Consider the following 19474-nt stretch of genomic DNA (forward strand, 5'->3'; position numbering starts at 1 on the left):
CCATCAAAAAACCACAATACTGGGGAAATTCTCATGTGTCACCCCTGGCCTTTATTTTTCACCTTCGATCTAGATAAACGCTTTTTAGTTTGAGCTGGCTTTATACTATTAAGCAATACTCCTCGAGTAGATAACAAACTCATTTTTGAACCAATTTTTGATGAAAAATTCAAATTATTTCCCGAACTTAACGATACTGGTGCGTCCACTACCACAGATGGTACTCGTTTCCTATCAGGAATACTTTCACATTGGCCCACACGCTTAGAATTCAGTACTTTGGTCAATCCGAAACTAGTGTCCTGTGCTCGCACTAAACGAAAATCGATCTTGCGTGCATCGAGATCTACTCGCACCACTTGCACACGCACAGCATCCATCAAACGATAACGAATACCAGTACGCTCACCACGGAGTTCATGATGAGTTTCATTGAACTCAAAATAATCGCTTTCTAGTTCTGTAACATGCACAAGACCATCAATAAAAAGTGAGTCTAGCTGTACAAAAATACCAAATGCAGTTACAGCGCTAATCGTACCGTTATACTCCTCACCTATTTTTTCACGCATAAAGTAGCATTTAAGCCATGCCTCAACATCACGAGATGCCTCATCAGCACGACGCTCATTGGCCGAACAATGCACAGCTAGTTTCTCCCAGACTACGTGCTGCTGTTCAGCACAGCACGTCTTATTCAAAGTTTCATCTCTAGCACAATCCTTTTGCAATATTCGTGCACGCAACGCCAAACCTGTTGCCAGCTCTAGATCTGCAGGCAGCTTTGGTACATACTTACCGCCGTCGATGATAGCCTTAATAACACGATGCGTCAGCAAATCCGGATAGCGACGAATCGGGCTCGTGAAATGAGTATAGGCTTCATAAGCCAAACCAAAGTGGCCAATATTATGCGGGCTGTAGATAGCCTGCTGCATCGATCGAAGCACCATAGTTTTAATCATCAATGCATCTGGACGCAAGTCAATCCGACTCATCAATTGCGCATAATCGCCTGTTGACGGAGCATCCCCTCCACCTAAACTTAAACCGATTGTTTTCAGAAATCTCTGAAGCGTATTTAGCTTTTCACCTGAAGGGCCACCATGAATCCGATACAAACCAACATGTTTGTGAAGTTTCATAAAATCAGCTGCGCAAACGTTCGCTGACAGCATACACTCCTCGATGAGACGGTGCGCATCGTTACGAGTTCGTGGCAAAATCTGTTCAATCTTGCCTTGTGTATTGCAAACAATATGTGTTTCTATTGAATCAAACTCGATCGTACCGCGGGTCTTGCGTGCCTTCGCCAGAACCTTATAGAGATCGTACAAATGCCATATATGGGGCAATAGCCCGGCCAGTCTCTCTGCTTCCAGCCCCTTAGTCTTATTAGTATTAGCAAAAATCGACCCAACTTGCGTATAAGTAAGGCGAGCAGCAGAATGGATTACTGCAGAATAAAATTGATACGCTTTAATATCACCATTGAGAGTGACTGTCATATCGCACACGAGCGCGACACGGTCAACACCTGGATTGAGCGAACATAGCCCATTCGATAACTTTTCCGGCAACATCGAAATGACTCGCCGAGGGAAATATACAGAAGTACTGCGCTCCAAGGCATCGACCTCAATCGGACCACCTTGAATCAGGTAATGTGACACATCGGCGATGGCCACAATCAGGCGATATCCTTTAGCACGGCCAATCTCACATGGCTCGCAATACACAGCATCGTCGAAATCTCGAGCATCCTCACCATCGATAGTGATCAGCGGCACATCTCGCAAATCGACACGATATTTAATATCAGAGGCACGCACCTCATCTGGAAGAGCATCTGCCTCGGCAAGCGCTTGGGGAGAAAATTGGTATGGTACACCGTGCTTACGCACCGCAATTTCTATTTCCATCCCAGGATCCTCGATATCGCCAAGCACTTCGGCAACACGCCCAATTGGCTGGTTATAGCGAGTCGGATAATTGATTAATTCGACACTTACCACCTGCCCAACCTTCGCTCTGCCTTGTGAACGTCGAGGAATCAAGATGCCGCGACCAATACGCTTATCTTCAGGCACAACAAGCATCACACCATTTTCATTCAATAAACGACCTATGACATGTGTATTGGCACGTCTTATCACTTCAACGATGCGCCCCTCTGGACGCCCACGGCGGTCATAACCAATAACACGCAACAACACATGATCGCTGTGCATGACCTTTTTCATTTCTTCAGTCGACAGGTAAAGGTCATCACCATTATCATCACGCACGGCAAAACCATAACCATCACGGTGACCAACAACACGGGCCGCAATGAAATTCGAAGGATTCGTCAATTGATAATAACCATGGCGATCCAATCGAATTTGATCATCGCGCTCCATCGCTGCAAGGCGTTTAAAGAAAGCTTCGCATTCCTGCTTTCTGAGCGACAATTTTTTGCCAATATCGCTAGCCGAAAGCGAAGACTCAGAGGTGCGAAGAACACTAAGAATTTCTTCGCGGCTCGGGATCGAGTAAGGATGTTTGCTCAAAGGTCGTATATCGCAATCAATATCAATGAATTTCAGCTGAACGGACACTATACGCCAAACAGCCGCTATAACCCTACAACAGACATCCAGCAGCAGGGAAACACACCTGCCCCGATATCCTCAATAGAAAACGTACCGAGACACATAAGAGACGATCATACGTTATAAACTTCCTGAAACCGGTCAAAAAAAGATTTTTGTTCGATAAATTGCATGTAGTGAAATAATTACCACTAAAAATAACGTTGGATATCGCGAAAGTCTACTCTTTGAAAGGTCTGATCGCGCAGGTGCTAGAAGAATTGCCGAAAACACATGCAGTAAAGTGCCAGTGGCTAACTGCATACGAGTAGTCTCAAAGGTAGAAGGTAGAAAAATTGGGCGCGTTAGCAGAATTTTGATCAACAGTGCCGCTAGTCAATTATTTATTTGAGACATCCGCAGAGGTACCTGTCAAAAAATATTGATGGAAAATCAATCACACGATCTCCTTATACCCTACATGTGAATATTACTGCTACCCCAAAATAAAACAATCAATTTTCGCCAAAAGTTTCTGAGTAAGGTTTCATACTTCGTGATAGTAAATAAATTTCTCAAAATACCGATACACTCCATTTCCAATAAATATCACATCCAGACACTGGTTAGATATCTCTGATCAATACTTCTACGCACTTATGCCACTATCACTCACTGACGCTCATCGCACGATGCGTTAAAATATTATCAAGGCAAATACAGGATATTCTATTTCCTAACGGTACTCGTTTTTATTTAAAATAGACTGGTAATAGTCGATTTCTTTTTATTCCAATTTCTCTTTCTACGAAGATTTTTGGCGATACAAGAAAACTTTATTTTTAAGATTTTTTTAAAAAAGATGTATTAATATTAGTTCAGTAACGCCTGTGGAATGACTCTATATCGAAAAAAAATTACCCTCATTTATCATTTTAGTACCGCAAAGATTTCAGAAAAACTCGCCTCCTCGCAATCTGATAATAACGAATGCCTGAGGCCTTTTACTCTGCCTATATGACGAACCAAGAATTTTCCATTCTTTCACTAGGAGCACACGCAAGTCTTCCAGTGAAGGCTATCATAGCGCTATTGCTGCTAATGTCGCTGCTCTCTTGGACGAATATCATCCTTAAGATCTTTAACATTCGCCATGTGTACATCCAAACTAAATATTTCGAACGTAATTTTTGGTCCGGTGGCGAGTTACAATCGCTCTATCAAAATGCGCTCAGCAAGCACCAGAAAACTTGCGCATTGGAGCGTATTTTTGAATCTGGCATGCACGAATATCTCAAATTAAAAGAAAAAGGTTTAACAAGTAATACGAGCGTTATTTTGGATGGTGTACGTCGGGCAATGCGCGCTTCCTATCAACGCGAACTTGATAGTCTCGAAAGAAATCTGGCATTCCTAGCCTCAGTGGGTTCGGTTAGCCCATATATTGGTTTATTCGCTACGGTATGGGGCATTATGAACGCATTCCGCGGTCTTTCGAATATGCAACAAGCCACCTTAGTCAATGTTGCCCCTGGAATTTCTGAAGCGCTCGTAGCCACGGCCATTGGACTTTTTACAGCAATCCCAGCTGTCATAGCATACAATCTCTTTGTGAGCAGTATCGATCGGATTTCAATCCGTTTCAACAGCTTCATTGACGAATTCTTGAATATCCTTCAACGGCAGATCCACTGAACAATCACGAGGAGCCGACATGGCATGTTCAATGCGAAGCAATCGTTACAGTCGCCGAGCGATGGCACAAATGAACGTCGTACCCTATATTGACGTCATGCTCGTGCTGCTCGTAATTTTTATGACAACAGTGCCACTTATCAGTCCTGCAATCGTGAATTTACCTAACTTCTCGAATGCAGACTCTCAAGAGAAAACACCTATAGTGGTTAATATTAAAGCCCACGATCAAATGCTCGTCCAATATAAAGAGGGAAATAATCCCTATGAACAAGAAATGTCGGGACCCGAATTACTTTCGTTCCTAAAAAACCGTGAACAAAGTAATTGTGAGCAACCGGTAGTGATTGCAGCTGAGAAGACTCTGCGTTATGAGCTCGTGATAGATCTCATGTCCGACTTGAAGGCTGAAGGTGTTAAGCGTATTGGTCTTCTTGTAAAACAGAAATGAAATGCTTTATCCTAAACCCACAAAAAATCAAAAGCTATCAGTTCGAGCAAACAATGGGGCGAGGAGCTTTCCTTTTAGCGCTGTTTATACATGCGCTGCTTTTTATACTACTTTCCCAGGGCATGCGCCAGAAAAATAATCTGCCCACACAATCTGAAGCAATACTGTTGACGCCTTCCGAATTGATGAAGCTCGAAACATCAACATCAGTCTACTCACAAAACCCACAAGCTTCCACTCAACCAACACAGGCAACAGAAACCGCTAATATCAGCATGCAAAAGAAATATAAACTGCCTCAAGAAGCTACTGAATATAGTCGTTTTCGAAAAACACTGCACACACAAGTAAGACAAAAAACAAAGGAGGAAAACATAGATAAAAAAAAAGTTAGCAAAACACGTGAGCGTGAGCAATACTTAGCTTCATTACGAGATAAAGCAATTAGTGCGGTAAATGAGACTCGTAAAAGTCTTGGTAAGCAGCATGGTAAAACTGTGGATCCTGACTTTACCACTTCTGATGACTACCTCGATCTTCTGCGCGACCACATTAAAAAAAACATCATCTATACCGAAGTAATAATTGGCAATCCAACTGCGATCATCGAAGTCGAACTTGCTCCTGACGGCAGGGTAATCTCTCAGCACTTGATGCAAGCGAGTACTGAAAGAAGCTGGGACCAGGCCGTTCAAACGGCAGTAAAACTATCCGATCCCTTGCCTTGCGACAGCAGTGGTAAAGCGCCTCACAGTCTGCAATTGTTCTTTAGCCCAAAGGGCTAAAGAACAATATAGAAAGAACATCAACATATACCTCCGGATCTTTCGAATTTATGCAAGATTCTATTTTGTATGTATTACGCGCACTTGTAATCACCTGGGTTACCACAACAGTTGCCCATGCTCAGTTAACAGTGGACATTAAAGGTATCGGTTCCAACCGACACCCTATCGCCGTTGCAAACTTTAAGAATATCAACGACTCAACTCATACACTCATTGTCGACATCGTGCGGGCGGACCTAACCAGCAGCGGTCGCTTCATTCAAGTACCAGTCGAAGGCCAAATCATCGGCGAAAATGATATGGTTAGCCTCAGCTCCTGGCAAACTAAAGGTGCAAATTCGTTGATTACAGGCAGCGTCACGAAACGTGAAAATGGCACATACGACGTCAAATTCCGCCTTTACGATATTATTCATCAGCAAAGTCTAGGCGGACTATCGATAACAGCGACGAGCGAAAATCTACGTTTAACTGCGCACAAAATTGCAGATTACGTATATCAAAAGCTATTAGGCGATCGTGGCATATTTTCGACACGACTATCCTACGTAGTTCGAACTGGAAATATATATCAATTACAAATTTCAGACTCCGATGGCAAAAACGCAAAAATTGCAATGAATAGCCTGGAACCATTAATTTCAATAGCATGGGCGCCAGATGGGAGGAAAATTGCATACGTTTCTTTCGAGCGACAAAAACCTATCATTTACATACATGACTTACCAACTGGGAATCGTACTGTACTAGCCAATGAAAAGGGGAATAACAGTGCACCCAGCTGGGCCCCAGATGGCAAAACACTAGCCATAGCTCTATCGCGTGACGGTAACACCTCAGTATATTCAGTCAATGCACAAGGCGGCAACTTCAATCGTTTATCAATAGGTAATAACATCGACACTGAGCCACAGTTCTCTCCGGATGGCAAATGGATTTATTTCACCAGTGATCGTGGCGGTAGTCCGCAAATTTATCGTATGCCTTCCGAGGGAGAAAGTGAAAGCGCAGCAACGCGCATTACATTCAAAGGGAACTACAACGTCAGCCCTCGGCTGAGTCCAGACGGAAAATTACTAGCTTATATTTCTCGTCAAGGGGATGGATACAAGTTAACCACACAAAATCTAATTAGTGGTGATGTAATAAACTTAACTGACAGTGATCAGAACGAATCACCGAGCTTTTCGGCAAATAGCAAACATATCCTTTATGCAACTAAAGTCAATGGACGGAAAAACATCGCAACAGTATCGGTAGACGGGTACGTACGAAAGACTTTTTCCATACGTGGAGACGAAGTCCGTGAACCATCCTGGGGGCCATTTACACAATAAAAGGGAAGCTCTAATGAATGCCTTACTTCGCCATATTTTTTCGATAGCTATCTTTATCGCAATAACTGGTTGCTCGTCGAGCGTAATGCTCGACGAGCAACCAGTTATCAAAAAAGGCCAATTCAAAACTGGCGCGCTCAGTGATACCTCAATCCATCCATCAAAAAATCTGTCAATAAACGATCGAAATGGATTGTCGGCCAAGCATAGCGTATATTTTGATTTTGATAGCTATATCATCAAAAATGATTATAAGTTAATGCTTGAAAAGCATGCCTCCTACCTAACGAATAACCATAACCGCAGAATTATAATTCAAGGCCATACCGACGAACGTGGTACTAGCGAATACAATCTAGCACTCGGCCAAAAACGGGCGAAAGCTGTGGTGCGTTGGCTGACACTGCTGGGTGTGGATGATAACCAGTTGGAAGCCGTGAGTTTTGGAAAGGAAAAACCACGGACTGCCGCTCAAGACGAAGCCTCTTACGCAGAGAATCGACGTGCCGACATCGTATATTAATTGTTCACTATGAAATCTCGTTCGTTCAACACCCTATCCTCCTTAATTGGTACGCTTATCATTTTATTCTTAACACCTTTTGCACATGGCAGTTTGTTCAATGACAATGAAGCGCGTCAGGCAATCCTTGATATTCGTAGTCAACTAGAGAATGTCAGAGTGCGAGTCGACGCACTTACACACAACACATACGAACTGAACAATCAAAACCAACAACTGCAGCATGATCTCGCTACGGAACGTGGTCACAATGAAAACATATGCAATCAATTAAAAATTCTTGAACAGAATCAAAAAAATTTCTACGAAGATCTTAATAATCGTTTACGGAAATTTGAACCTGAAAGAGTGATGCTTAACGGCATTGTAGGCATCGTTCAGCCTGGAGAAAAAGATGCCTTCGATAAGGCATTGAATCAATTTCGCAATAGCAATTTCAAAGCTGCAGCCAATAGTTTTCAGTCATTTATCAACCACTACCCGAAAAGTCCATACCAACCAGAAGCCCAATTCTGGCTAGGCAACTCACAATATGCACTGAAGAATTACAAGGGATCAAATGCAACATTACATAGAATCGTGAGGCGCTACCCTACTCATCCAAAGGCTGCTGAAGCACTTTTGGCCATTGCTAACAACCAACTAGAAAGTGGTCAAAAGGATAGCGCAAAAAAAACACTCGAGTTAATGATAAAAATTTATCCTGATACCGAATCAGCACAAGTAGCGAAGGAACGTGCCACAAAATTGCGATAAACATTTTCTATGCCTCTTCAAAGCAGCTTAATAAACTTTGTAATATTTTGTAGCCTCTCCTACACGATTAACACTATATTCATAGTGGAAATCAACCTGGGTGCAGCGATCTCAAACATAATCTTATGAAAATAAAAATATAGATTAAATCGATATTGACAAGCTAACGACCCACTCCGTATAATTATCGGGATTGGGTCGTTAGCTCAGTTGGTAGAGCAGCGGACTTTTAATCCGTTGGTCGCAGGTTCAAATCCTGCACGGCCTACCAAAATTTTTCTTCAAAAGTCCGTCAGAACGTTGGTTTCGTCTGTTGTTGGTTCTTCATTTAAAGGCATCGTCTGCTGGCATGAAAAAGACCTAGTGATTCAGTCTTCTCCATTCTCCTTGTCAGCCTTTTAATTAATACCTTGTCATGAGAAAATCTCCTGATTCGGCCTTGATCGATCTTCTAGTTACTAAGAAATAATTTTATTGATTTTGGATTTTCTTTTATTTGGCTTTCTTCAATACATCATGCTCTATTCTACGCACTGGACCGACTGCTACAGGCTAGTTTGTACAGATAGATTAGTTCAAATAAGAAAATAGGCCACCGCTTTAATCACGTTAATTATTTTTCTCCGATAGAATTTTTCGTCAGACAGTGAAAAGAGACTGGTTTCATAGCTTCTCAAGCCCCGCTATTGAATAGATTTTTTAGCCAGAAGAACATGATTTCCATAGTCTTTATGTTCCACTTGGTTTTTTAATCCAGAGCGAGGTAAAATTACGAGGCTCTCATTGTTCGTACGCAGCCTTATGTAGCACGCCTTCACTCCCTATCAACGAACGAAAAAAACATGCCGCAGAAGAGTACGCCTTACTTCGAGTTGCGCAGCGGTGCCATTGATGCCCTGCATTTCGTCGTCAAGACACCACAATTAAACCAGTTGCGCATGGAATTAGTGCAAAGATTTCAGGCTACCCCTGCATTTTTTGCAGGTGATGTGGTCGCTATTGATGTCCGGCATCTAGGCGCTAACCAGAGCATTTCTGTGTCCAAATTAATCGCCATGCTATCGGAATTTAAGATGGCGCCTATAGGAATCATAGCAGATCCGTATCAGGCCGAATGGGCTTACCAGGTAGATGGTTTTCCTATACTCGAAAGTCACAAGCGACTCTCTTCTACAGAAAGTAAAAAGAGGAATGCTATTCACGAATCCGTACAGGAGGAAACAACGATTGAGTTCGGAGGGACTACTGGAGGCACGACAATCATTGATAAACCATTACGTTCTGGCCAGCAAGTCTATGCGCATGGGGATTTGGTTGTGCTCGATCTTGTGAGTTACGGGGCTGAAGTAATGGCAGAAGGAAATATCCATATTTACGCACCACTTCGAGGACGTGCGCTTGCCGGGGTTCTTGGCAAGCTCGATGCTCGTATTTTCTGTACTTGTCTAGAGCCCGAGCTCATTTCGATTGCGGGAATTTATCGAACGGGCGAACATGCCCAGTTAACCGATGTGCAAGGTTGCTCAGTTCAGGTTCGTTTGTCAGAAGATAAGTTAATTTTCGATCCACTCGGCCTCAAATAGACTAGTAGATTCGTCTACGACTCATGGATATTGAATCCGACGCGGAGGAATAATAAGAAAATTCATTGCCTACATGAAAAACGTATCCATTGAATAAAACATATTCGTTTGGGAAGACACCAACAGATGACAAAAGTAATTGTAGTGACCTCAGGTAAAGGTGGTGTCGGGAAGACGACCACCAGTGCCAGTTTTTCCGCAGGCCTTGCGCTGCATGGACATAAAACAGTTGTAATCGACTTCGACGTTGGTTTGCGCAACCTTGATTTAATTATGGGTTGCGAACGTCGAGTGGTGTATGATTTTATCAATGTAATTCAGGGTGAAGCCAACCTAAATCAAGCATTAATCAAAGACAAGATCTGTGAAAAATTGTTCGTTTTGCCGGCATCGCAAACGCGTGACAAAGAGGCATTGACTCTTGAGGGAGTAGAATCCGTTATAAATAGTCTCTGTGAGATGGGTTTTGAATACATCATTTGCGATTCACCAGCAGGCATCGAAAGCGGTGCGCTACTTGCAATGTACTTCGCTGATGAAGCACTCGTTGTTACAAATCCTGAAGTCTCCTCCGTACGTGATTCAGACAGAATTCTCGGTATTCTTGCCTCTAAAACTAAACGTGCTATTGAAGGTATTGCTCCAATCAGGGAACACTTGCTCATCACCCGCTACAATCCGAAGCGCGTCAACAATGGACAAATGCTTTCATTGGAAGACATTCAGGAAATTCTCCGCATCAAGCTAATTGGTGTAATTCCAGAGTCTGAATCTGTGTTAGATGCCTCAAACCAAGGGACACCCGCTATTCATATTGAGGCTTCAGACGTTTCTGAAGCGTATAAAGACGTAATCAGTCGTTTTAAAGGTGAGGAAATGCCCATGCGCTTTACCGATTATCAAAAGCCGGGGTTGCTGCAGCGCATTTTCGGCACCAAGTGAGGAGCAGGTATGTCAATACTGTCGTTTCTCCTTGGAGAAAAGAAAAAGACCGCTTCAGTTGCTAAGGAACGTTTGCAAATTATTCTCGCTCACGAGCGTAACGGGATATCACCTCGAGCTGATTATTTGCCCGCACTACAACGTGAACTTGTTTCGGTTATCTCTAAGTATGTTCAGATTGCTAACGATGACATCAAAGTTAGTCTAGAGCGTCAGGAGAACCTTGAAGTACTCGAAGTAAAAATTGAAATTCCACAAGTGTAGTGTAATCGTTAAGCACCAATGATAGAATCCGAAGTTGTAGGTGCTGCATGCTTATCACTCCACTGCTCTTGGGGAATTCTGTCGAAGAATAATTACAGTCGATTGGAGACTAACCCTTAGCTCAGGCACGTGAAAAATAAATTATGTTAAATGTAATCAACCGCACGATGGTTTTATCCACAACTAGGTATATGAATCGTCGCTTGATCACCATGCCTCGACATTTTTTATAGATGATAAAATTCAACTAGTGCTTGTGGTAAAAATAAATAATGCCATCTGGCGTTGGTCACAGGAAAGATTATGTGGAAATGAAACCAAGACCACTTTAAACTTTTCTACGATGCCTAATATCGGAATAAAATGATAGCCATTGCCTTAACAATCAATGCATATTTTCTTCTGAATCTAAGATTAGGTTGGCTCGTTATTTTTTAAAGAAAATGAGAAAACAGTAAAATTTGATATAACTATTCGAGCCTCTCTCACCTTTTCTTATGGTGTTTTTTAGTTATAAGTTAAATATTTTGCTAGAATGCGAAGTTTACTATGTAAGTACTCTTCTCCTCGCAACCATCATCATGCTGTATTCAGCTTAATATCGGTACGAGAAAAGAGTCAGCCCAATATTGGATTTGGCGAAAGATTGATTAACTTGATGGGGGTTCGCTCGTGAAATATCATCGCCGCGACATAGAACAACCCTTCTAGATGGACATCCGTTCTCATGACTATCGTTGTTGAAAATCTCGGCAAGCTCGAGCGTCGTTTCATGATTGCTCTGTCGAAGCAAGAAATTGAAAAAGAAGTTCAAAAGCGTATTCTGAAACTGTCGAATAGCGTTCGCATGCCTGGTTTTCGTCTGGGCAAAGTGCCACTGAAAATGATTGTACAGAAATATGGTGGTCAAATCGAAACCGAAGTTCTTAGCGATCAGGTTGGTCAACGTTTCCTCGATATTATTCGTGAGCAAGAATTACGCGTTGTCGGTCAGCCGCATTTTGTGAAAAAAACAATCGATTTTGAAAAAAATTACTCATTCGATGTCACGTTTGAGGTTCATCCGGAAGTAAAAATTGGTGATCTTTCATTGACTGAAGTATCCCGTATGACAACGGAAATTACAGATGCTGAGATCGATCGTACGCTTAACGTCCTTCGTAAACAGAACGCACATTATCACATCCGAGGAGAAGCAAGCGAGCATGGTGATCCTGGCATAGTGGAAGTTCAGAACAACGATCGCGTGACAGTTGATTTCATAGGCAAGATCGACGGTAAAGAATTCTCGGGCGGTACTGCCGAAGATTTCATGTTCGTGATGGGTGAAGGTCGCATGTTGCCAGAGTTTGAGCAAGCTTTACTAGGGATAAAGGTTGGCGCAATAAAAGAATTTGAACTAAAGTTCCCTAATGACTATCGCGCCAAGGAAACGGCAGGTAAAACAGCTACTTTTAACGTGACCCTAAAGAAGATTGAATGGGCACATCTACCCGAAGTTAATGCCGAGTTTGCTAAAACTTTAGGTATTCCGAATGGCGATATAGGGGTAATGCGTAACGCCATTAAGGATAACCTGGAACGTGAAGTGGAGCGTCGTACGAAAGCCTTGTTGAAAAATCAAGTGATGGATGTCCTGATTTCCATATCAGAATTTGATGTGCCTACGACATTGGTAAAACAAGCTCAAGAGGACTTGGTGAGGATTGCGCGTGAAGATTTAAAACAACGTGGTGTACTGAACGCCGACAAGACTCCTATTCCAATTGAAATTTTCAAAGCACAAGCAGAGCGCCGTGTTAAATTGGGATTTATTATAACTGAATTAGTCAAGCTAAATAACCTACAGGCCGAACCAAAACAAATCAAGGCAGAAGTCGAGGAATTTGCGAAGAGCTACGAAGATCCACAGGAAGTTATCCGCTGGTACTATGGTGATAAGGAGCGAATGGCGGAAATTGAAGGCTATGTTGTCGAAAGTAATGTCGTTCAGTTCGTCTTGGGGAAAACTAAGGTTACCGAAAAATCAGTTAGCTTCGAAACATTGGCAGGCAATAGTTAGATGAATAAATAGGCTTGGCACGAAAACTGCTTTAGAGCAGTTTTGAGCGGCTCCAATGAAGTTTATTTTCGTAGCCAATCGCTCCATTTAATACAAAAACTAAACCGACATGATTCTCCGTTCCGAATTGCTAGCACAGCTCTCCTTACCTCCTTACAATTCTAATCTTGAAACACAGTCGCTTGGCTTAGTACCTGTAGTCGTCGAGCAAAGTGGCCGAGGTGAACGCGCCTATGATATTTACTCTCGCTTACTAAAAGAGCGCATCATTTTCTTGGTAGGTGAAGTCAATGACGTCACTGCCAATCTCGTTGTTGCCCAGCTACTTTTCTTAGAAAGTGAAAATCCTGATAAGGAAATTTCATTGTATATCAACTCTCCTGGAGGGTCTATTTCTGCAGGCATGTCAATTTACGATACGATGAACTTCGTTAACCCTCCTGTTTCTACACTTTGCATGGGTATGGCAGCGAGTATGGGAGCTTTTTTACTCTCTGCCGGCAAGAAAGGAAAACGTTTTGCTTTACCAAATTCGCGCATCATGATTCATCAGCCCTTAGGTGGTGCTCGAGGTCAAGCATCGGACATTGAAATTCACGCTAAAGAAATTCTTCTTTTAAAGAGACACCTAAATAGACTATTAGCTGAAAATACTGGGCAGCCGATTGAAGTAATTGAGAGAGATACCGATCGTGACAATTTCAAATCTGCATCAGATGCAGTGAAGTATGGCCTTATTGATTCCGTGCTCGAAAAGCGTCCTTGATTTCATGAGCCAAGGCTTGTTGGGAAGCAAAGTTACCTATTTAAGGTGAGGTTTTTACGCTTCAACACTCAGTTTAGGATGACTTTACAACGAAAGTCAGGAATATACTGTGATCCTAGCGCACTAAAATGCTATACGATTGCGGCATAAATACAGGCTAACAATATGGTGGATCAAAAAAATACATCTGGCAGCGAGAAACTTCTCTACTGTTCTTTTTGCGGTAAAAGTCAACACGAGGTCAAAAAACTTATATCAGGGCCATCAGTCTTCATTTGTGATGAGTGCATTGATCTTTGCAATGAAATTATTCGTGATGAAGTTGCTACACCGGAAAAAGAAGGATCAAAAGATAGCAAATCAAACTTGCCTTCTCCTCAGGAAATTCGCGAAAGTCTCGATCAATACGTAATTGGACAAGAGCGTGCCAAAAAGATCTTGGCAGTGGCAGTTTATAACCACTACAAACGTCTTAAACATATTGGTGACACACAAAACAATGAAGTCGAATTAGCAAAGAGTAATATTTTATTAATCGGACCAACTGGTTCAGGCAAAACATTACTTGCACAAACATTAGCTCGTTTGCTTAATGTGCCATTCGTGATGGCTGATGCCACGACCTTAACTGAGGCAGGTTACGTCGGCGAGGATGTTGAGAATATTATTCAAAAACTTCTACAAAACAGTAATTATGAGATTGAAAAAGCACAAAAAGGAATTGTGTATATTGATGAAATAGACAAAATTAGCCGTAAATCGGACAATCCATCGATTACGCGTGATGTATCGGGTGAAGGTGTGCAGCAAGCATTGCTTAAGATTGTCGAAGGAAAAATAGCATCAGTACCTCCGCAAGGCGGGCGTAAGCATCCAAATCAAGATTTCATCCAAGTTGATACGACTAACATTCTATTTATCTGTGGTGGTGCATTCGATGGCCTTGAAAAAATCATCATGAATCGCACGGAAAAAACAGGAATTGGTTTTGGAGCGACGATCAAAACAATCGAAGAGCGTGATACGGGAGAGTTGTTGTGTGATGTTGAACCAGAAGATATGATTAAATTTGGTTTGATTCCAGAATTAATCGGTCGACTTCCAGTCGTGGCCACACTCGATAAACTCGATGAAAAAGCACTTATCACTATTTTAATTGAACCAAAAAATTCCTTGGTCAAGCAATATCAACGCTTATTTTCCATGGAAAATGTAGAACTCGAAATCCATCCTGATGCTTTACAAGCTGTGGCACGTAAAGCCATCAAGCGTAAAACAGGGGCACGCGGTTTGCGTTCAATTCTTGAACAATCCTTGCTTGAAGTGATGTATGAATTGCCATCGCTGAATGGTGTAATCAAAGTCATACTTGATGAGAATGCAATTAACGGTGACCACAATCCGTTGTTGATTTATGAAGAAAAGTCTACAAAAGTTACCAGCTCTCAATAAATTTTAGTACTTTTTAATAAATGGGCCATGTATGGCTTCGCGCAGACCTTATAAGTTTAGACTGTGATAAACATTAACTGTGAAAGTTATTGGGAAAGTGCCAATAACTTTTCCCCGCCTCTTGCAATTCTGGCAGAAGACCTCAACTAGCAGAAACAAAACAGTATCGTTATCTATGGGACACGAGATGTCAGGCACCCAAATACTCCCGCCCGAAGCGATTCAACTACCTCTGTTGCCTTTGCGCGACGTGGTCGTGTTTCCGCATATGGTGATTCCCCTGTTTGTTGGGCGTCCCAAATCGATCAAGGCACTTGAAACAGCAATGGAAGGTGATAAACGGATCATGTTGGTGGCTCAAAAAACTGCTGCCAAGGATGAGCCAACCTCTGAAGATCTCTACAACATTGGCTGTGTCGCAAATATCCTACAAATGCTCAAGCTACCCGATGGCACCGTCAAGGTGCTCGTCGAAGGCCTTCAGTGTGCACGTACAACCACAGTCGAAGAGGGGGAAACACAATTTACGTGCGAAGTTGTACCACTTGAGCCAGATGATGTTAACTCTCCAGAATCGGAGGCATTACGACGTACACTTTTGGCTCAATTTGAACAATACGTTAAATTAAACAAAAAGATTCCTCCAGAAATCCTAGCATCCCTGTCCGACATTGATGAAGCAAATCGTCTAGCTGATACAATTGCTGCACACTTACCTCTTAAACTTGAGCAAAAGCAAAAAATCTTGGAAATGTCGTTGCTCATTAAGCGCTTGGAGCATTTGCTAGCGGAGCTTGAGAATGAAATTGATATTTTACAGGTAGAAAAGCGCATACGCGGGCGCGTTAAACGCCAGATGGAAAAGAGTCAGCGTGAGTACTATCTAAATGAGCAAGTTAAGGCAATCCAGAAAGAATTAGGTGAAGGTGAGGAAGGAACTGATCTCGAAGAACTTGAAAAGCGAATCAAAGCTGCCCATCTGCCAAAAGATGCCAAGAAGAAGGCAGATTCAGAACTCAAGAAGCTTAAGCTCATGTCTCCTATGTCGGCCGAGGCTACTGTCGTGCGCAATTATATTGACACATTGCTGGGATTGCCGTGGCGGAAAAAAAGTAAAATTAATAATGATTTAATCAATGCTGAGAAGGTGCTTGACGAAGATCATGCAGGCTTAGAAAAGGTAAAAGAGCGTATTCTTGAGTATCTTGCCGTACAGCAGCGTGTGGATAATGTAAAGGTACCAATTTTGGGCTTAGTCGGGCCTCCTGGCGTTGGAAAGACTTCTCTCGGTCAGTCAATTGCGCGTGCAACAAATAGAAAATTCGTCCGTATGTCCCTAGGTGGAGTTCGTGACGAGGCAGAAATTCGTGGCCACCGTCGAACCTATATTGGCTCAATGCCAGGGAAAATTTTACAAAGTTTGTCCAAGATAGGTGTGCGTAACCCACTGTTCTTACTAGACGAAATTGATAAGATGGGTATGGATTTCCGTGGTGATCCAAGCTCCGCACTGTTAGAAGTGCTCGATCCGGAGCAAAACCATACCTTCGGTGATCACTATGTCGAAGTCGACTTCGATTTATCAGATGTCATGTTTGTAGCAACGTCTAATTCACTGAATATCCCGGCACCATTGCTGGATAGAATGGAAATTATACGTCTGTCAGGCTACACCGAGAATGAGAAAATCAACATCACAACCCGTTATTTACTACCAAAACAAAAAAAGAACAACGGTTTAAAAGAAGAAGAAATCGAAATCACCAACGCTGCAATCCGAGACATCATTCGCTACTATACGCGTGAAGCTGGTGTGCGCTCCCTTGAACGTGAGATCTCAAAAATATGCCGTAAGGTGGTCAAGATTCTACTGTTAAAAAAAGCACCAGCACCGATGATCAAGATTGATTTTGAAAATCTTGATGGTTTTCTTGGTGTTCGTAAGTACGACTTTGGTCTAGCTATGAAGGAAAACCAGATCGGACAAGTAACTGGATTGGCGTGGACAGAAGTAGGAGGAGATCTGCTAACCATTGAAGCCGCATTGATGTCAGGTAAAGGCAACATCATTCGTACAGGCTCACTAGGTGACGTAATGAAAGAATCAGTTGAAGCAGCACGCTCTGTGGTGCGTTCGCGTGCTCCTCGTTTAGGCATTACCGAAGAACACTTTGAAAAGAAGGATATCCACATCCATGTACCGGAAGGGGCGACACCGAAAGATGGGCCGTCAGCTGGTATTGCAATGGCCACAGCACTTGTTTCTATACTCTCTGGAATTCCGGTACGTGCAAATGTAGCAATGACTGGCGAGATCACACTACGAGGCGAAGTATTGCCCATTGGAGGACTTAAAGAAAAATTGCTTGCAGCACATCGTGGTGGTATCAAATGTGTCTTGATTCCAGAAGGGAACGTCAAGGATCTTGCAGATATCCCCGATATTATAAAAAATGAACTCGAAATTATCCCGGTACGATGGATTGACAAAGTCCTTGAGTTCGCGTTGGAGTCTCTCCCATCGCCCTTATCAGATAAAGAGGTAACAGCAACGTCTATTGCAACTGCGACTGATTCTGAAAATCAGGATTTCATTAAGCATTGATATGTGTAAAAATGGAAAATCTTCTGTCACTAGACTTTTATTAAAATCATATTTACAGGTGGAGTCTCACCTTATCTTTTAATAAAAGTGAAGCGTGCTATACTCCGGCTCACGCTAGTTTCGAAAAACGTGATCCGGCATTAGCTGGTCTGATATTTTCTAGGCAATACCTCAGCATGAGGTCTTTTTAAAAAATTGTCAGTTTTCGAAACCTTATTTGTTGTGTATAATCTTTACTCCAATTGAAGTTACTTACCAAAGTTAAAAGAATTTCGAAGCCGATAGCAAGACGTATGCAATTTAATATGTTGCTTAGCGCGATCCAGGACTTCGTGAATAAGAGGGTTATGCAACGCTTTTACATTTTGGTTTATTCAAGATCGGGTGCTTAGCTCAGTTGGTAGAGCGGCGCCCTTACAAGGCGTAGGTCGGGGGTTCGAACCCCTCAGCACCCACCAGTCGTCTGTAGTGCCTTATTGGTGCTTCTTTGACACCGTTCTTGAATGGATTGATCACGTAGTTTTTCTAATAATGCGATTAGCATTGTATTTCTTTTCCACTAAAGATTTTATTTAGCCTGATTTTACGCACACCCAATCTGATTATAAGGTAAAAGAACAGATATTAGATCTTCATGATGCACCTATTCAGCATGAGTGTTGCAGTTACATACATGCCCATGCCCATCGGAATCATGATTGTGGTTGTGATTGAGAAAGACTACTAAAGCCAATCCCACCGAAATCAATATAATCTGCGGCCACGCCTCCTTAAGAGATGTCCTACGCTGCATCTGCGGCATCAAATCCGAAACAGCAATATAAATAAAGCTGCTAGCAGCCAACGCAAGTAGATATGGAATTAGTCCATGCAAGTGATCTAGCATAACATAGCCAAGAACTCCTCCAAGCACGGCAGTCGCACTCGATGCAATTGTAAAACTCAATGCTTTCTTGCGTGTAAAGCCAGCATTTAGCAACACCATAAAGTCACCGAGTTTATGTGCAACCTCATGAATAGTAATAGAGACTGTAGCAGCAAGACCCAAATGTAAATCTGCCAAAAATGCCGTCGCAATCACCACCCCGTCGGAAAAATTATGAATAGCACTGCCTACAAGAATTGTCCAACCGCCCTTACCTGCTTCATGCGCATCATGGCCGTGTTCATGGTGGTGACCATCACCCTCATGATGGTGATTGTGACGTAATAATGCTAATTTTTCTAACAGAAAAAAACCGAGTAAACCTGCAAGTAACCAACGCGTGATGATATGCGCTTCAACCTGTTGGTACTCCAAACTTTCTGGTAACAAATGCAGAAGCGCAGTGCCGAGTAGTACCCCCACGGAAAAACTAACCATCTTGTCAATCAAGCGAGAGAGTAGTGTTAGTGAAAACGTAACAGCACTGCTCAAACTTAGAATACCCGAAGAAAGTGTAGCCAACACGATAAAGAGAAGAACAGAGTCGATGGTAATTCTCCGAGAAAAATTGCCAATTTAACCAGCTTTTGCGAACAAGGCAAATGTTATACGTAGATTCCCGTGAAATGTCCTGAGGCTTCAAAACTGAATATAACTTTTGCAACAACCAGTAAAGCACATATGAATACATCCACATCCACGTAGTATTTCAAAATTCAGTTGATATTTTTTATTTTCGAGCTTCTTCGATA

General features: G+C 42.4%; 15 protein-coding genes and 2 tRNA genes. 15 read left to right on the top strand and 2 right to left on the bottom strand.

Going from position 1 to position 19474, the window contains the following annotated elements:
* Nucleotides 1–38: 38 nt before the first annotated feature.
* Entirely contained in the window at nt 39–2552 is a 2514-nt protein-coding gene (rnr, locus tag BZL35_RS02485; RefSeq protein WP_106182860.1) for a ribonuclease R, read from the bottom strand.
* Between the two features lie 1038 nt (nt 2553–3590).
* Here rnr and tolQ point away from each other — a divergent pair.
* From tolQ to BZL35_RS02560, 15 genes are all read left to right on the top strand, one after another.
* A complete protein-coding gene (tolQ, locus tag BZL35_RS02490) occupies nt 3591–4268 on the top strand; it encodes a protein TolQ (protein WP_106182861.1) in 678 nt (225 codons plus the stop codon).
* 31 nt (nt 4269–4299) lie between these two features.
* Nucleotides 4300–4719, top strand: a complete 420-nt coding sequence (locus tag BZL35_RS02495) for an ExbD/TolR family protein (protein ID WP_106182862.1) — start codon at nt 4300–4302, stop codon at nt 4717–4719.
* The gene (locus BZL35_RS02500) at nt 4716–5504 is read left to right on the top strand and encodes an energy transducer TonB (protein WP_106182590.1); all 789 of its coding nucleotides are present in this window, start codon (nt 4716–4718) and stop codon (nt 5502–5504) included. The genes BZL35_RS02495 and BZL35_RS02500 overlap by 4 nt, the downstream gene beginning before the upstream one ends.
* A 50-nt stretch (nt 5505–5554) precedes the next feature.
* Nucleotides 5555–6844 carry a Tol-Pal system beta propeller repeat protein TolB gene (gene tolB / locus BZL35_RS02505; protein WP_106182592.1) on the top strand — a complete coding sequence of 430 codons (1290 nt, stop codon included), beginning with the start codon at nt 5555–5557 and terminating at the stop codon, nt 6842–6844.
* 13 nt (nt 6845–6857) lie between these two features.
* On the top strand, nt 6858–7367 hold the full coding sequence (gene pal, locus BZL35_RS02510) for a peptidoglycan-associated lipoprotein Pal (RefSeq protein WP_106182595.1): 510 nt from the start codon (nt 6858–6860) through the stop codon (nt 7365–7367).
* Between the two features lie 9 nt (nt 7368–7376).
* The gene (ybgF, locus tag BZL35_RS02515) at nt 7377–8123 is read left to right on the top strand and encodes a tol-pal system protein YbgF (protein WP_106182597.1); all 747 of its coding nucleotides are present in this window, start codon (nt 7377–7379) and stop codon (nt 8121–8123) included.
* Nucleotides 8124–8318: 195 nt separating this feature from the next.
* A tRNA-Lys gene (locus BZL35_RS02520) sits at nt 8319–8394 on the top strand.
* 571 nt (nt 8395–8965) lie between these two features.
* A complete protein-coding gene (minC, locus tag BZL35_RS02525; protein ID WP_106182600.1) occupies nt 8966–9706 on the top strand; it encodes a septum site-determining protein MinC in 741 nt (246 codons plus the stop codon).
* 126 nt (nt 9707–9832) lie between these two features.
* A complete protein-coding gene (minD, locus tag BZL35_RS02530) occupies nt 9833–10648 on the top strand; it encodes a septum site-determining protein MinD (RefSeq protein WP_106182603.1) in 816 nt (271 codons plus the stop codon).
* Between the two features lie 9 nt (nt 10649–10657).
* On the top strand, nt 10658–10912 hold the full coding sequence (gene minE, locus BZL35_RS02535; RefSeq protein ID WP_106182605.1) for a cell division topological specificity factor MinE: 255 nt from the start codon (nt 10658–10660) through the stop codon (nt 10910–10912).
* Between the two features lie 727 nt (nt 10913–11639).
* Nucleotides 11640–12974, top strand: a complete 1335-nt coding sequence (gene tig, locus BZL35_RS02540; protein ID WP_106182608.1) for a trigger factor — start codon at nt 11640–11642, stop codon at nt 12972–12974.
* A gap of 109 nt (nt 12975–13083) precedes the next feature.
* Nucleotides 13084–13740, top strand: a complete 657-nt coding sequence (clpP, locus tag BZL35_RS02545) for an ATP-dependent Clp endopeptidase proteolytic subunit ClpP (RefSeq protein ID WP_106182611.1) — start codon at nt 13084–13086, stop codon at nt 13738–13740.
* A gap of 165 nt (nt 13741–13905) precedes the next feature.
* Nucleotides 13906–15192, top strand: a complete 1287-nt coding sequence (gene clpX, locus BZL35_RS02550) for an ATP-dependent Clp protease ATP-binding subunit ClpX (protein ID WP_106182614.1) — start codon at nt 13906–13908, stop codon at nt 15190–15192.
* Nucleotides 15193–15379: 187 nt separating this feature from the next.
* Nucleotides 15380–17797 carry an endopeptidase La gene (lon, locus tag BZL35_RS02555; protein WP_106182616.1) on the top strand — a complete coding sequence of 806 codons (2418 nt, stop codon included), beginning with the start codon at nt 15380–15382 and terminating at the stop codon, nt 17795–17797.
* A gap of 382 nt (nt 17798–18179) precedes the next feature.
* Nucleotides 18180–18255 (top strand) — tRNA-Val (locus tag BZL35_RS02560).
* 185 nt (nt 18256–18440) lie between these two features.
* Here BZL35_RS02560 and BZL35_RS02565 read toward each other — a convergent pair.
* Entirely contained in the window at nt 18441–19247 is an 807-nt protein-coding gene (locus tag BZL35_RS02565; protein WP_106182618.1) for a ZIP family metal transporter, read from the bottom strand.
* Nucleotides 19248–19474: the final 227 nt, after the last annotated feature.

Origin of the sequence: Candidatus Pandoraea novymonadis (assembly GCF_003004665.1) — a bacterium.
GTDB classification, from domain to species: domain Bacteria; phylum Pseudomonadota; class Gammaproteobacteria; order Burkholderiales; family Burkholderiaceae; genus Pandoraea; species Pandoraea novymonadis.